Origin of the sequence: Gordonia namibiensis NBRC 108229, from assembly GCF_000298235.1 — a bacterium.
GTDB lineage: Bacteria > Actinomycetota > Actinomycetes > Mycobacteriales > Mycobacteriaceae > Gordonia > Gordonia namibiensis.
In genome coordinates this window covers 1-13,240 of the sequence record NZ_BAHE01000052.1, presented here as the reverse complement: position 1 = coordinate 13,240, position 13,240 = coordinate 1, and the positions used below count along the sequence as shown (strand labels likewise).

Genomic DNA, 13,240 nt, shown 5'->3' with positions numbered 1-13,240 from the left:
GAAAGACCGCGAACCCGTCTCGGCGTTCAGGTTAGGTGACCGGGGCGACATTGTTGGTCGGTTGATCAGACCTATTGCTGAACGATTGCTCGAACCGTACCCCGCTCCGGGACACCCGGCTGACCACGCAGACGGTCCTCCCAGGACCGGGAGCATAGTACCAGGTCAGAGGCGGAACCTTGTCATCCGGCCGGTGAGGAGTAAGGCACCTCCGCCGGCGACTCGGGCGCCTGGGAGGGCTCCTCGGGTGGCGGGACGTACTCGGTGGTCGGCTCGGTGGTGGTCGGTGTCTCGGTGTGGGTTTCCTCCGGCGGCGGCGCCTCGTACGTCTCAGTGGACGTGTCTGCCGGTGGTGCCGACCGGGGAATCTCCGGCTGCGCGACGGTCCAGGAGGCGGAGCGGACCACGACGGCCCGGGGCGACAGCGCCAGCGTCCAGACTCCCGTCGCGTCGGTCGCACCGAGGACAGCGGCCCGCTGCAGCGCTGCGGCACTCACCGCGCGCGGCACGCCGTCGCTGCACGTCAGCGTGATGGTGCCCGACGCCGCGCCGGGCGGGACCGAGCAGCTGACCGACAGGCCCGCGTCGTCGAAGACGAAGCTGCCGATGAGGTCACCGGCACCGCTGAAGGAGGTCGGGACGGATGCGGCCTCCGGTGGACTCTGGGCGGCGGGGTTCTCGGACGACGGGTTTCCTGCTGATCCGGGGGCCGGCACCTCCGCCGAACCCGGGACGCCCGAACCCGGCTCTGCCCAAGGAGAGCCGGCAGGTGAGTCGGAGGCGGGGGCGCCGACCGGCAGCCCGTTGTCCTCGGCGGCACGCTCTTCGACGGCCGGGGCGGCGGCCGGGTTACCGGCCTCGAGCAGACCGTTGCGTTCGGCGTCGTCGTCGGTGGCGGCCGTGAAGGGGGTGTTCAGCGACGCCGGTGTGGGCAGCGGTTCGGAGAGTGGTGGCAGACCCGAGAGGTCGAGGAGACCGCCCAGCGTCTGCGGGATGATCTCGCCGGTGAGGAAGTTCAGCAGTTGCAGGACCGACCCGCCGTTGGCGTTCGCAACGGGCGTGGGTGTGCCCGGGACGATCGTCGTCGTGCGGTTGACGGCGGTGACGTTCTGGTTGTTGTAGGCGATGCGGGTCACCTCTCGGGTCTGGTAGCCGGGCCACGGCTGACCTTCGAGCCGATAGCCGCCGAGGGGTGCCGAGGCAGGCGGCGCCAGCGGATTGCCACAGGAGCACATGGCCCGCGGGACTCCGGCGGCGTCGACGTACACCGAGGTTCCACGCTGCAAGACCGACTGGAACGGCTCCGCCCGACCCGTCGTGAAGGTGTGGTTCGTGACCCAGGTGTCTGCGGTGAGGACCACCGGGGTGAGAGTGTTGAGGTAGTGCGGGATGGCGGCCGTGCTGATCCCGAAGACGCTCGCCCAGGCCGCGGCCTTCGCCGGATCGGCCATCAGGCGGTTGCTGAGGGCCGCGGTGTCGCAGGCCATGGTGTCGCCCGTCGCGTACAGGCCGGCCTCGGTGCCGTTGACCGCGCGGCCACCCATGTCCGGAGCCCCGGCGCTCGCAGTGAGCGCGACGTTCGCCGGCAGGTTCCCAGCTCCGGCGACGAGAACCGGATCGGTGAACGGGTCGATGCCGGGATCGTTGACCGAGGCGAGCGTGAGACCGGGTACGTAGATGTCCCCCTTTCGGGCCTTCACCACGAAGACGATCCCTGCCGCGAGCACGAGCGCCAGGACGACGACGATCGCGCCGAGGACGAGGGTGAGGGCCTGCCGGTTCTTCGGCTGAGGAGGAACCGCACCGAAGGGCGTCGAGGGATGGGTCGGGGGACCGGGCGGGTAGGTCATCGCGGCGAACTCCTCGTGCCGACGCGCCGGCGACACCGGCGCGGTCGTGGCGGGCAGAGGCGCTCGCCGAGTTCGAGTATCAGCGCCCCATCAGACGCCGGGCAAGGTCTGACCAGCACAGATCGGACATCTGCCGCCAAATCTCGACCGTTCGGACCACACGGCGTAACACCGCGATCGACGGGGCCGACGTGCCGGTTCGGGCCGGGAGACCCGGACATCATGCGCTCGCTTCGCCGAAATGAGATCACCGAAGATCTCGGACGGCGGCGCGGCGTAGTTTGCCGACCTCGGTCCGCGGGAGGTCGGCGCGAAAGTCGATCACGCGGGGAGCTGCGTAGGGACCGACGCGCAGTGCGACGAGACGTTTCAGATCCGCGGCGAGGTCGTTGTCGGAGTAGAGGCTCTCGTTGCGGACGATCACAGCCCGCACCACGCCGCCTCGCACCGGGTCCTCGTACGCCACGGCCGCGGCTTCGGCGACGGCTGGGTGTTGCAGTAGCGCGTTCTCGACCTCAACCGGGCTTATGTTGTGGCCGGACGCGATGATCATGTCGTCGTCCCGCCCGAGGACCTGCCAACGGCCGTCGGCATCGACAACCGCCCGGTCTTCGGTGACGAACACGTCACCTCGCCATCGGTCCGCCCAGAGGCTCGGGGTGTTCTCGTATCCGCTGCACATCTGGTGTCGAGGGCGTCGCACCGCGATCAGCCCCGGTTCGCCGGCCTCGACGGGGGTTCCGTCCCTGTCGGCGAGAAAGGTGGCAAAACCCGGGATGACCGACGACAGGCACCCAGGTTCCGTCCGGGATTCGGTCCCGAGAGTGTCACCCAGCAGCATGCCGATCTCGGTCAAGCCGTATCCATTGCGGACGACGGGCGCACCCGCCTGTGCCCAGTCGGCGGCCACCGACGCCGTCAAGGGTTCTCCGGCGGCGGCGACGGTTCGTAACGACGGAGGAACTCCGCGGTCGGCGAAGGTCGTGGTCAAGCGCCGCAAGGCCGCGGGTGCTGTGGTGAGGATCGTGGCTTTCTCTTCCTCGATGACGCGATGCCACGCTTCCGGCACGAACTTGCCGGAATACATCACCCGCGGCACGCCGAGGGCCATGACGGCCGCGCCCGTGGTGTAGAGCCCGTAGGCCCACGCCGGGTCCGACGTGGAGAACAGCACGCTGTCCCCGGTGGCTCCGAGCACGCTCGTCGCATAGGGCATGACGGAAACGAAGGCGCCATGGGTGATCTTGCACGCTTTCGGAGTCCCCGAGGTTCCGCTGGTGAACATCAGGGTCGCGATGTCCTCTCGCGTGGTGGTAGCGAGGGGGCCGTCGGCGTCGGCATTCGATGTCTCGGTCCAGAAAGACTTGTCGCCGGCCTCGGCGATGTCGGGGCCAACGACGAAGACGGCGGGATCGAGTCCATATGTGGACTGGGCATCGGCGAGGGCGGGTCGGTAATCCTGGTCCACGACCACTGCTCGGACTTCGGCTGCGCGCAACCGCGTACCAATTGCGTCCGAGGCGAATCCGCCGAACAGCGGCACGTAGATCAGCCCCGACCGCCACGCCGCGAGGGCGGTGATCCAACTCTCCACCTGCCGAGAGAGCAAGCCTCCCACTCGGTCGCCTCGGGTCAGTCCGGCGTCTGCGAACACACGGGCTGCTTTGGAGGCGATCCGGTCGAGTTCGTGGTAGGTCCAGAGATCGGCGCTTCCGTCCTCGTGCCGGACGGTCAGTGCGATCCGCTCCGGTTCTGATGCATACCGACTGCAGACCTCGTGAGCGGTGTTGAAGTCGTCACCGAATGGGTTGCGATCCAGCAGGGATTCGATGCCCTGCCAAGCACTGACCATTGCGGATGCAGGCACGTCGCCTGAGGACATATTGGCCACCTTTGTAGTTTCGTCGAGTCGGCACGATTCCCGTTGGGAGCGCGTGCACTCAGCCCCCACACGCTCCGACTGGTGAACGGCCACAACGAGCGCGCCTCCAGACGTCGGGTTGCAGGTTCAAACCAGTCGTCTGTTGCGAGCGTGTGCCGGCGGTTCGTGAGCCGACCACCACAGATCTAGCACGCCGGGTAGCCTCGCGCAAGGATGTTTGGACCAATCAATACAATTCCCAGGTCGCCGATAGGCGCAGGTAGAAGACGTTTCGAATCGATTGACGCGAGGATATAGACTATTCTTGTACCGATCGGTACAGTGCGTCGCATGGATGGCAGTGAGGTAAACAGGGTCGCTCTGGTGTCCGGCGGATCCCGCGGAATCGGAGCGGCGGTCACGTCGGGTCTCGCGGAGCGCGGATGCCGGGTGGGATGCACCTACCGCACCGGATTCGCGGAGGCCGAGAAGCTGGCGGTCCGGCACCCGGAGCAGGTAGTCCCGGTGCGTTTCGACCTGAGTGATCCGGAGACAGCGACGACAGCTGTGAACGACGTTGTCTCCCGATGGGGGCGGTTGGACTCGCTGATTCTGAACGCGGGTCAGTGGGCCGGTGGGCGTCTTACCGGGACATCACCTGACAGCTGGTGGCGCGTGATCGACAGCAATCTGCGTGGCACTGTCGATCTCGCCCGGGCGGCCTTGCCATACCTTGCCACGAGCCCGGCGCCGAGCATCGTCTTGGTTTCGTCGGTGGTCGGCCTGATCGGTCACGCCGGCGACACCGCCTACGCGGCGGCGAAGTCGGCGATGGTGGGGTTTGGGCGATCCCTGGCAAAAGAGGTCGCACGCGACGGCATCCGGGTGAACATTCTGGCTCCCGGCTTCGTCACCACCGACATGACCGACGCGGTGCCGCTGTCCTCGCGCAAGCGCATCGAAGACGCGACGATCCTCGGAAGATTCGGAACCGTCGACGAAATGGCAAAAGCTGCAATCTTTCTCAGTGAGGACGCCACCTTCTGTACTGGCTCCGTGCTCACCGCCGACGGCGGCTGGGCGCTCTGACAACCCAACGACAAAGGGAGTGAACACCATGACTGCAACCCTCGCGACCGGCCTACCCGAGTCCGAGTACCAGGCGCTGCGCGACCGCATTTCTGATGCGATCTGGTCCGAACTGGATCCTCTCGAAACACGGATCGAAGACGAGGAACGAGTCCCTTACGACATCGTTCTGCCCATTCTCGAGCGAATCGGCGCGTTCGGACTGCTTGTGCCTCGCGAGTACGGCGGCATCGGACTGTCCATTACTCAGTATCTGCCGATCATCGCCGAGTTCGCGAAAGTGCAGGGTGGGTTACGCACAATTGTGCACGTCCACAACTCTTTTGCCCACGCCCTGTCCGAGATCGGCAATGACCGGCAACGTATGGACATCCTGCCCGGGGCAGCCACCGGCAAGAACTCGCTCGCATTCGCGCTCACCGAGCCGGGCCACGGGACCGGCGCAGATCTCGGCTCCACGGCCGTGCGCGAGGGAGACCATTACGTCCTGGACGGCGAGAAGTGGCTGATCACGAATTCGGACATCGCTTCTCACTTCATCGTCTTCGCGAAGACAACCGAAACCGAGGTATCGGCCTTTCTTGTACCCCGTGATGCTGCGGGCCTGTCCATCGCTCCCCTTCCGGAAACCATGGGATGCAAGGGAACCGAGCATGGTCGCGTGACCTTCGACGCCGTACGGGTACCTACCGAGGCCCTCGTCGGCGAGGAGGGACAAGGTAACGAGCACCTGGAGCGTGCCCTCGAGATCAGCCGCGTCTTCATTGCGGCGAGTTCGCTCGGCACATCCGAGCGCGCGCTCGAACTCTCGATTGCCCACGCCAAGGATCGGGTGACGTTCGGTAAACCGATCGGAGCTCGTCAGGGAATTCAGCGGTACCTCGCAGAGATGGCCACAGACATCTATGCCCTCCGTGGGATCCTCGCCGACGCTGCACAGAAGTGGGACTCAGGTCAGCGAATCCCCGCTGAGGCCAGCATGTGCAAGTTGTTCGGTCTGGAGGCAGTCGGACGGGTCACCGACCGGGCGCTGCTCATTCACGGCGGTATCGGCTACACACGGACTCATCCGATCGAACGCCTGTACCGCGACGCCCGGCTCAACTGGCTCGAGGAGGGTACGCCGACCATCCAGTACCACGTCACGGCCGGCCAGTTGCTGAACGATTACGCATTCTCCGACGCTTTCGAACCGGTTGTTCGTAACTGATCACACCCCTAGGCTCTGCCGACATGCTGTCGGACGTCGGCAGAGCCCGGCGGCCGTCTTGAGACGGACGACACCATGACGAACGACCCAACTGTTCTTGTCGCGGGTGCGCGAGCGCCTTTCACCGAGGCCCCAGCCCATCGGCTCGCTGCAGTGTGGACCGCGAACCATCTCGCTGTCCGTCTAAACTCGCATCACTGACAGCGGGAGATAGAGGCATTCGATGAGCGACAAGTACGACGCCAACCGGGACCGCGTTCTCCGGGTGGCCGCGGAGTTGTTCGCGAAGTCTGGATACCACGGTACCGGCATAACCGACTTGGGCAGGGCCGTCGGACTCGGCCGCGGTGCGTTGTACCACTACATTGGCAGCAAAGAGACGATCCTCTACGAGATCAGTAGTCGGCAAGTTGCTCAGATGAACACTGTCGCAGATGAACTCGCTTTGGCTGAAGCCGACCCGGAGAAACGCCTACGAGGATTGGCTCGTGCGCTGATGCGGAACATCGCTGAGCATCGGGCCGAATGGACCGTGTTCTTCCGGGAGTACCACGCCCTCACCGACGAGCGTCGTGATCGGATCATCGCTCAACGCGAACGCTACGAATCGCACTGGCGGAATGCTCTCGAGCAAGGGGTTCGTGACGGCCAGTTCCGAGCACTGCCGCGGCTGATGGTCAAGGGAGTGCTCGGCATGTTCAACTACAGCTACCTCTGGATAACCCTCGAGGGCGCCGAAACCCCCGAAGAGATCGCAGACGACTTCTTGGACACGATCATCGAAGGAATGCGCCCGCGCGACTGATGTTCGTCGCGCCGGTCGCGCATCCCCCATCGAATTCCGTTGCGGGACTCCATATCCCTGATCGACGGCTCAGTCACGGGGTGGTGTCCACGGGTTCTGCGGTGGCGGCGATGACGCTGCGGGTCTAGGCCGCATGCCGTAGCGGCTGTGTGACAGCCCCCGTCGGGGAGACTCGCGTACCAAGAGAGGCCGAGGCGAGAGTCTGCGTGCCGTGGCGGTGCTGCGCGGAGTGGCCGGGTGCGAATCACGTTGAGAATCAGTGCGATCCGTCCCAAGCGATCGGCGATCGGCCCCCGGCCCGTCTAGTGGCCGGCGGGGCGCGGGCGGCGCGGATAGCGGTTTCCCAACTGGATCTCCCGCGGTGTCGAGGGTCGCGAGGCGCGTGTACCGGTGAGTACAACAATCGACGGAATTTCCTGTAAAAAGCCTTGTACTAATCAGTCCAATTCTTGTACGCTGAAGTGGCACGCCTCACAGTAGCGGTGACAAGTTGCCCCGCAACGCATCTCATCGCCAAGGCGTGATCGGCGACCTTCGAGAATCGCCTGATTCACATATCAGCCTGTGTTTCGCGGTGGTCGCGACCTGACCGTGGAAGTCCCTCGGTCTATCGAACGAAAGGGCAACGACGTATGTCGCTCTCGGACCCGGGTTGGGTCGAAAAAACCTCCCGGACAATTCAGACAGATCCAGAGTTTTCTCTCGAAGCTCGACAGGCGGTGTTCGACTTTCTCCTCGAATCCGGAGATCACCGCTATGTCGTCTCCTTCGACAAGGGCCGGATCACTGTCCGGCCGAACCCTACCGCGGCGGACGCGTGGGATTTCGCCGTTCGCGGCACCGACGAGTCCTGGAAGCGTTACCTCGACAAGGCGGACCCGGATGCGGAGTACCGCGACGTGTTCGGGATGTGGTTGCAGGGCCCGATGAGTGTCACCGGTGACATCAAGTCGCGAATTGTCCTGGAGGGTGACTACCGCAAGTTGTTCGCCAATCTTCAGCCTCTGTACGTGTACCTCTCGAAGCTTCAAACGGTTTAGGAGAAATGATGGCCCGCATCGAACCCCTGACGGGGCAATATGTTCATGTCGAGGTTGACGGAACAACCTACCGGACCTATTTCGAATCCAATGGAACCGGAATTCCACTCGTTTGTCTTCACACCGCAGGCGCAGACTCCATCGAGTATCGACATCTACTCAACGACGAAGACATCACCCGTGACTTCCGGGTCATTGCCTTCGACATGCCGTACCACGGTCGCTCGCTGCCGCCGGAAGGTTGGTGGGAACAGGAGTACCGGCTGACACAGAAGTTCTACATGGATTTCATCATCGCGTTCAGTCAGGCGCTCGACCTCGACAAGCCGATTCTCATGGGCTGTTCGATGGGTGGGTACGTGATGCTCGACATCGCGCACGTTCACCCCAACAAGTTCGGCGGTCTGATCGCCCTCCAACCCCGCGCGTACGAGCCCAACTGGGCGACGATGTCAGACTGGCTGGTGCACCCCGAGGTGAACACGAACAACGCTGTGCGGCCGCTCATCCGGAGCCTGTCCTCGTCCGAGGCGCCGGAGGAGTGCCGGCGGGAAGTGGAGTGGATCTACTCGAAGTGTGCTCCCGGGGTCCTCGGTGGTGACTTCTATTACGCGTCGACCGATCATGACGCGCGACCCTTCCTGGGTGAGATCGACGCAGAGGAGCAGGGCCTGTACGTGGTTGGCGGCGACCATGACTGGAGTTGCTACCCGGAGCATACGGCGGAACTACGGGATGCGGTCGTCGGCTTGAAGAAGCAAGAGGTGCGAATCCCAGGTGTCGGGCACTTCCCGCCCTCCGAACATCCGGGCGCGTTCAAGGATGCGATCGTTCCGGTGCTGAATGAGCTGAAGGCGCGATACGAACGAGCCTGACCCACGCGCATTCTCGACTGCGAAGAGCCGGGCCGGGGAACGTTGGAGCCTCAACGTCCCCGGCCGGGTTGTGGGGGCTTCGTTCCATCCGGGGTCCCTCCGAACCGGAGGATCCCTGCGATCGCGGCACGGAGCCACGTCTCGAGGTGTAGAACCCATGAACACGAGTGACCATCGCCGATGCTCACCACCGCACGCACGGTGTACCGACGATGACAACAAGCGCAATCATCACGACATCGACGCCGACCATCTCATCGGCTTCGCGCGCATGTGGGCACCGTATGGAGGCGGCACGGATGCAGAGCTCTTCGTGCTGTTCGGCATGACCCGGCGCCGGTTCATACAGCGTTTATGGCACCTCATCTCCGAATCGAACTGTGAGCGTGACGTGCTGCGCGTCTTGGCAGCTGCGTACCCACCGCCGGAGGGTGGACGGAATCGTGTGTGACCGCTCCGTACCGAGACATGGTGCTCGTAGAACAGGTGCCAACGACGGTGATACCGGCGCGCACACGGCGGACTCAGATCCGACCGAACACCATCGAGTCGTCGATCTTGCTGATGCGGTGATCAAGCGCGTCCCGGTAGTAGTTGTGGCGCACCTTCCAGTGCCCGTGGGTGCCCGATTTCGGCAGCGCATCGGGCGACCGTTCGACGTACCCGGCCTTGAGATCCCACAGCGGTTGCGCCGTCATCGGTTCGGACCCGAGATGCGGGTAGGCATGCGTGTAACCGTTCTCGCGCATGTACTTCACCAGGGTTGCGACGGACCGCGCGGTCATGTCAGCGCGCAGCGTCCACGACGCGTTCGTGTAACCCACCGACCAGGCGAGGTTGGGGACGTCCTCGAGCAGGTGGCTCTTGAAGACGAAACGGTCGTGCGGCTTCACCTCGTCACCGTCGATGCGCAGCCGGGTCCCGCCGAATCCGAGCAGCTGCAGGCCGGTCGCGGTGACGATGATGTCGGCGTCCAGATGCCTACCCGACGTCAGGCGCACACCGGTCTCGTCGAAGCGGTCGATGTGGTCGGTGACCATCTCGATCGATCCCTCGGTGATGCCGTGGAACAGGTCGGCGTCGGGGACCATGCACATACGCTGATCCCACGGGTTGTACGTCGGGTTGAAGTGGACGTCGACGGGATAGTCGTCGGGCAGGTTCGCGGCGACGTTCGCGCGGATCAACTTGCGCCCGAGCTTCGGGAAGCGGTGGGTGAGGTGCACGATCGCCGCGGTCTGCGTCGCATAGCGGAGGCGGATCGCCCGATGGGCGGCGGCCGGCGGCAGCAACTTCTTGAGGGCTGGTGCCAGGTAGGCCTTCTGCTTCGACGAGAAGATGTACGACGGCGAGCGCTGCAGCATCGTCACGTGTGCGGCGTCGTCAGCGATGTTGGGGATGAGGCTCACCGCCGTCGCCCCGCTGCCGATGACGACGACGCGCTTGCCGCGGTAGTCGAGGTCCTCCGGCCAGTGCTGGGGGTGGATGATCTGTCCGGTGAAGTCGTCGGCGCCGGCGAAACGCGGCGTGTACGGCTGGTCGTAGTCGTAATAACCGGTCGCGAAGAGCAGGAACCGGCAGCGGTAGGTCTCGGTGCGCTTGTCCGCACCTTCGCCGACCTCGACGCCGAGCGTCCAGGTGTCCGTCGAGGAGTCCCAGTCCGCGGTCAGTACGTGCCGTTCGAAGCGGATCTGCTCAGCGATGCCGTACTTGTGCGCGGTGTGCTCGATGTACTTCCGGATGTCTTCGCCCTCGGCCAGTGCACCCGGCTTGCGCCACGGCTCGAACGGGTAACTCAGCGAGAAGATGTCACTGTCCGAGCGGACACCGGGATAACGAAACAGGTCCCAGGTGCCGCCCATCCGGGGGCGGCGTTCGAGGATCAGGTAGTCGGCATCCGGGTTCTGCTCGCGCAGGCGATAGGCGCAGTCGATACCGGACAGGCCGGCGCCGATGATGATGACGTCCCGCATCGGGGACTCGGTTGTCGACGGCGAGCTGGGCTCGGGATCGCCGGCTGATCGGACGGCGTCGGTGGCGTCGATCTCGGTCACATGGACCTCCTCCGTGGGATGCCTGGGTGGTGTCATCATGCAACACTTGCGACCACCTGTGAACGGAATCACACGACTGGTGTCGACCGCCGGGCATGGGCCACCACCGACCGGAACGCAGATGTCGCGTAACGTATTGCGGCACAATACGTTACGCGACATCTATCGATATTCTCTGGCTGGTGATCCGGTCATCCCGCCAACGGAGCCCGACTCATCCGCGTTCGGGGCGTGTCAGCCCGCCGGAGTTGTTGCTGGAGTGCGTCTTACGAGGTCGGCGGGGTCAGCACGGCGTCGATCAGGTACACCTGCGCGTTCGAGGTGGTGACGCCGCCGCAGACGATTCCCGCGTCGTTGACCTTGAGGTTGTCGCCCTCGCCGCTGACGGTCAGCTTCTTGCCCTCGAGGGTGGTGTGCTCACCCAGGGCCTTGTCGGGGGTCGCCTGACCCTCGACCACGTGGTAGGTCAGGATGCTGGTCAGCAGGTCCTTGTCGGTCTTCAGCTGCTCGACGGTCTCCGGCGGCAGCTTCGCGAAGGCGTCGTCGGTCGGCGCGAAGACGGTGTACTCACCGTCGTTCAGCGTCTCGACGAGGTTGACGTCGGGGTTCAGCTGGCCTGACAGTGCGGCGGTCAGGGTGGTGAGTTCAGGGTTGTTCGACGCCGCGGTGGCGACCGGGACGGTTGCCATGCCGGCGATCGACGCGGGGCCCGAGGGGTTGGCCTCGGCGTAGGCGGCACAGCCGGGGCCGACGAGGTTCGCTGCCGGGTCGGCGGCTGCGCTCGCGCTCATCGAGCTCATTCCGGTTGCTGCGCTGGTGGTTTCGCTCGACGAGTCGGAATCGTCACTCGAACAGCCGGCGATCACGCCGACGGCGAGGACCAGTCCGGTCACCGCTCCTGCGATACGGGGAACACGCTTGATCATCGTTGATCCAATCTCTCCGAGAAGGTTTCGGCTGCGCTGAACGGCAGCCTCACAAGCGCATTCGGCACCGTGTGAAAACCGGATGGGTCGGTCTCCGGCCCACCCGGTTCTCACACCAACTCAGTTCTCCCACCAACTCAGTTCTCCCACCAACTCAGTTCTGCATCCACTCGGCGTCGGCCCAGTCCTGGCCCTCGGAGATGGCTCCCATGGTGGTCTGGCCGTCGAGCGCCTCGCGGATGATGTCGGCGTGCCCGCAGTGGTGGGAGGTCTCCCGGAGCAGGTGCAGGAGCATGGTGCGGATCGTGGACCACTCGCGCTCCGGTGCCCACGGCGCGGTGGGCTGGGGGATGAGCTCGTCGAGGCTGTCGGCGTCGGCGATCACGCGGTCGAGTGCGGCGGCGTTGCGGCCGTAGGCCTCGAGCCAGCCGGCCAGTGTCTCGTCCTCGGCCAGCTCGTATTCGGTTTCTGCCCGGCTCATGTCGAACTCGGCGGTCTCGTCGCGCTCGATGATGACCTTGGCGGCGTTTGCCTCCCCGTTGGCGAGGTGCTTGATGAGGGCACCAATGGTCAGCGTGCTCACCGTGGTCTGCTTGCGGGCCTGCTCGTCGGAGAGGTTGCGGGCGGTGACCTTGAGCATGTTGCGCTGGTCCTGCAGGAGGGTGAGGAGTTCGAGCTTCTCGCCGGTGACGTCGACGCTGAGTTCGGGGGTGGTGTAGGTGCTCACGGTGCTCTCCGGTTCGTCGTGGGTTGTTCGTGCTGGTGAGAACCACGCTATGACCGATTGGGGACAACTGCGGTCCTCGTTTGTTCTTTTCTTCTTCGACCTTCGGGAGCTATATCGGTTGAGCGGCATGCGGCTGGTACCCGACGATGGGCGCATGACATCTCCGCTCGACGCGCTCACCCGGAAACCGGATCGCGCCACCGATCGCGACGCCCTCGACGACGTACTCGATGAGGCGAAGGTCGGGACGCTCAGCACCGTCGTCGATGGTCTGCCATGGTCGGTGCCGATGCTGTTCGCGCGCGACGGCGACCATATCCTGCTGCACGGATCGACCGGCGCGGGCGCGTTGCGGTATGTCGCCGCCGGCGCGCCGGTGACGTTCACCGTCTTCGTGATGGACGGACTGGTCATCGCCGACACCCTGTTCGACCACTCCGCCAACTACCGGTCAGCGGTGGTGCGAGGGGTCCTCGAGCAGGTCGACGACGCGAGGTCGGTGCTGGAGGTGTTGTCGGACAAGCTGATTCCGGGTCGCGTCGCCGAAGTGCGGGAGACCACACGCAAAGAACTCGCCGCGACCGTGGCCCTTCGGTTGCCGATCGTCGATGGTCAGTGGATCGCGAAGGCGCGCACCGGTGGTCCGGGTATCGAGTCAGAGGAGTGGACCGGCGTCGTACCGATGAGAACGGTCTACGACGAGCCGGTCACGTATTCCGGTGAGACGCCGCCGGATTCGGTGCGGGCGCTGGCCAGACCGCCGGCCGAGTAGTACCGACTGCGGGCGCGCGAGTGGTTTCGAT

General features: G+C 64.9%; 11 protein-coding genes. 6 read left to right on the top strand and 5 right to left on the bottom strand.

Translation table 11 applies throughout. The features are described from left to right. Positions 1-182: 182 nt before the first annotated feature. Complete coding sequence (locus tag GONAM_RS19165) at positions 183-1,850, bottom strand: DUF6777 domain-containing protein (RefSeq protein WP_006868409.1); 1,668 nt, start codon at positions 1,848-1,850, stop codon at positions 183-185. 247 nt (positions 1,851-2,097) lie between these two features. After that, positions 2,098-3,732 (bottom strand): AMP-binding protein, encoded by a 1,635-nt coding sequence (locus GONAM_RS19160; protein ID WP_006868408.1) that lies wholly within the window; start codon positions 3,730-3,732, stop codon positions 2,098-2,100. Between the two features lie 330 nt (positions 3,733-4,062). On the opposite strand from GONAM_RS19160, the gene GONAM_RS19155 reads away from it, so the two are divergent. The 5 genes from GONAM_RS19155 (at position 4,063) to GONAM_RS19135 (ending at position 8,730) form a co-directional block, all read left to right on the top strand. Continuing rightward, positions 4,063-4,800 carry an SDR family NAD(P)-dependent oxidoreductase gene (locus tag GONAM_RS19155; protein WP_040536983.1) on the top strand — a complete coding sequence of 246 codons (738 nt, stop codon included), beginning with the start codon at positions 4,063-4,065 and terminating at the stop codon, positions 4,798-4,800. A 28-nt stretch (positions 4,801-4,828) separates the two neighbouring features. After that, positions 4,829-6,010 (top strand): acyl-CoA dehydrogenase family protein, encoded by a 1,182-nt coding sequence (locus tag GONAM_RS19150; RefSeq protein ID WP_006868406.1) that lies wholly within the window; start codon positions 4,829-4,831, stop codon positions 6,008-6,010. 223 nt (positions 6,011-6,233) lie between these two features. Beyond that, positions 6,234-6,815 (top strand): TetR/AcrR family transcriptional regulator, encoded by a 582-nt coding sequence (locus GONAM_RS19145; protein ID WP_006868405.1) that lies wholly within the window; start codon positions 6,234-6,236, stop codon positions 6,813-6,815. Positions 6,816-7,447: 632 nt separating this feature from the next. After that, the gene (locus tag GONAM_RS19140; RefSeq protein WP_006868404.1) at positions 7,448-7,855 is read left to right on the top strand and encodes a hypothetical protein; all 408 of its coding nucleotides are present in this window, start codon (positions 7,448-7,450) and stop codon (positions 7,853-7,855) included. 5 nt (positions 7,856-7,860) lie between these two features. Continuing rightward, entirely contained in the window at positions 7,861-8,730 is an 870-nt protein-coding gene (locus tag GONAM_RS19135) for an alpha/beta fold hydrolase (protein ID WP_006868403.1), read from the top strand. A 524-nt stretch (positions 8,731-9,254) separates the two neighbouring features. On the opposite strand, the gene GONAM_RS19125 is transcribed toward GONAM_RS19135, so the two are convergent. The 3 genes from GONAM_RS19125 to GONAM_RS19115 form a co-directional block, all read right to left on the bottom strand. Further along, entirely contained in the window at positions 9,255-10,784 is a 1,530-nt protein-coding gene (locus GONAM_RS19125) for a flavin-containing monooxygenase (RefSeq protein ID WP_006868402.1), read from the bottom strand. A 266-nt stretch (positions 10,785-11,050) separates the two neighbouring features. Further along, positions 11,051-11,710, bottom strand: coding sequence for a fasciclin domain-containing protein (locus tag GONAM_RS19120; RefSeq protein WP_006868401.1), 660 nt, complete (start codon positions 11,708-11,710; stop codon positions 11,051-11,053). A 154-nt stretch (positions 11,711-11,864) separates the two neighbouring features. Beyond that, complete coding sequence (locus tag GONAM_RS19115; RefSeq protein ID WP_006868400.1) at positions 11,865-12,437, bottom strand: DinB family protein; 573 nt, start codon at positions 12,435-12,437, stop codon at positions 11,865-11,867. Between the two features lie 154 nt (positions 12,438-12,591). On the opposite strand from GONAM_RS19115, the gene GONAM_RS19110 reads away from it, so the two are divergent. Then, positions 12,592-13,209: a pyridoxamine 5'-phosphate oxidase family protein gene (locus tag GONAM_RS19110; RefSeq protein ID WP_040536979.1), complete on the top strand. Its 618-nt coding sequence runs from the start codon at positions 12,592-12,594 to the stop codon at positions 13,207-13,209. Positions 13,210-13,240: the final 31 nt, after the last annotated feature.

Coding starts and splice junctions, on each gene's coding strand:
- GONAM_RS19165 (WP_006868409.1), bottom strand. CDS start 1,850: ATGACCTACCCGCCCGGTCCCCCGACCCATCCCTCGACGCCCTTCGGT.
- GONAM_RS19160 (WP_006868408.1), bottom strand. CDS start 3,732: ATGTCCTCAGGCGACGTGCCTGCATCCGCAATGGTCAGTGCTTGGCAG.
- GONAM_RS19155 (WP_040536983.1), top strand. CDS start 4,063: ATGGATGGCAGTGAGGTAAACAGGGTCGCTCTGGTGTCCGGCGGATCC.
- GONAM_RS19150 (WP_006868406.1), top strand. CDS start 4,829: ATGACTGCAACCCTCGCGACCGGCCTACCCGAGTCCGAGTACCAGGCG.
- GONAM_RS19145 (WP_006868405.1), top strand. CDS start 6,234: ATGAGCGACAAGTACGACGCCAACCGGGACCGCGTTCTCCGGGTGGCC.
- GONAM_RS19140 (WP_006868404.1), top strand. CDS start 7,448: ATGTCGCTCTCGGACCCGGGTTGGGTCGAAAAAACCTCCCGGACAATT.
- GONAM_RS19135 (WP_006868403.1), top strand. CDS start 7,861: ATGATGGCCCGCATCGAACCCCTGACGGGGCAATATGTTCATGTCGAG.
- GONAM_RS19120 (WP_006868401.1), bottom strand. CDS start 11,710: ATGATCAAGCGTGTTCCCCGTATCGCAGGAGCGGTGACCGGACTGGTC.
- GONAM_RS19110 (WP_040536979.1), top strand. CDS start 12,592: ATGACATCTCCGCTCGACGCGCTCACCCGGAAACCGGATCGCGCCACC.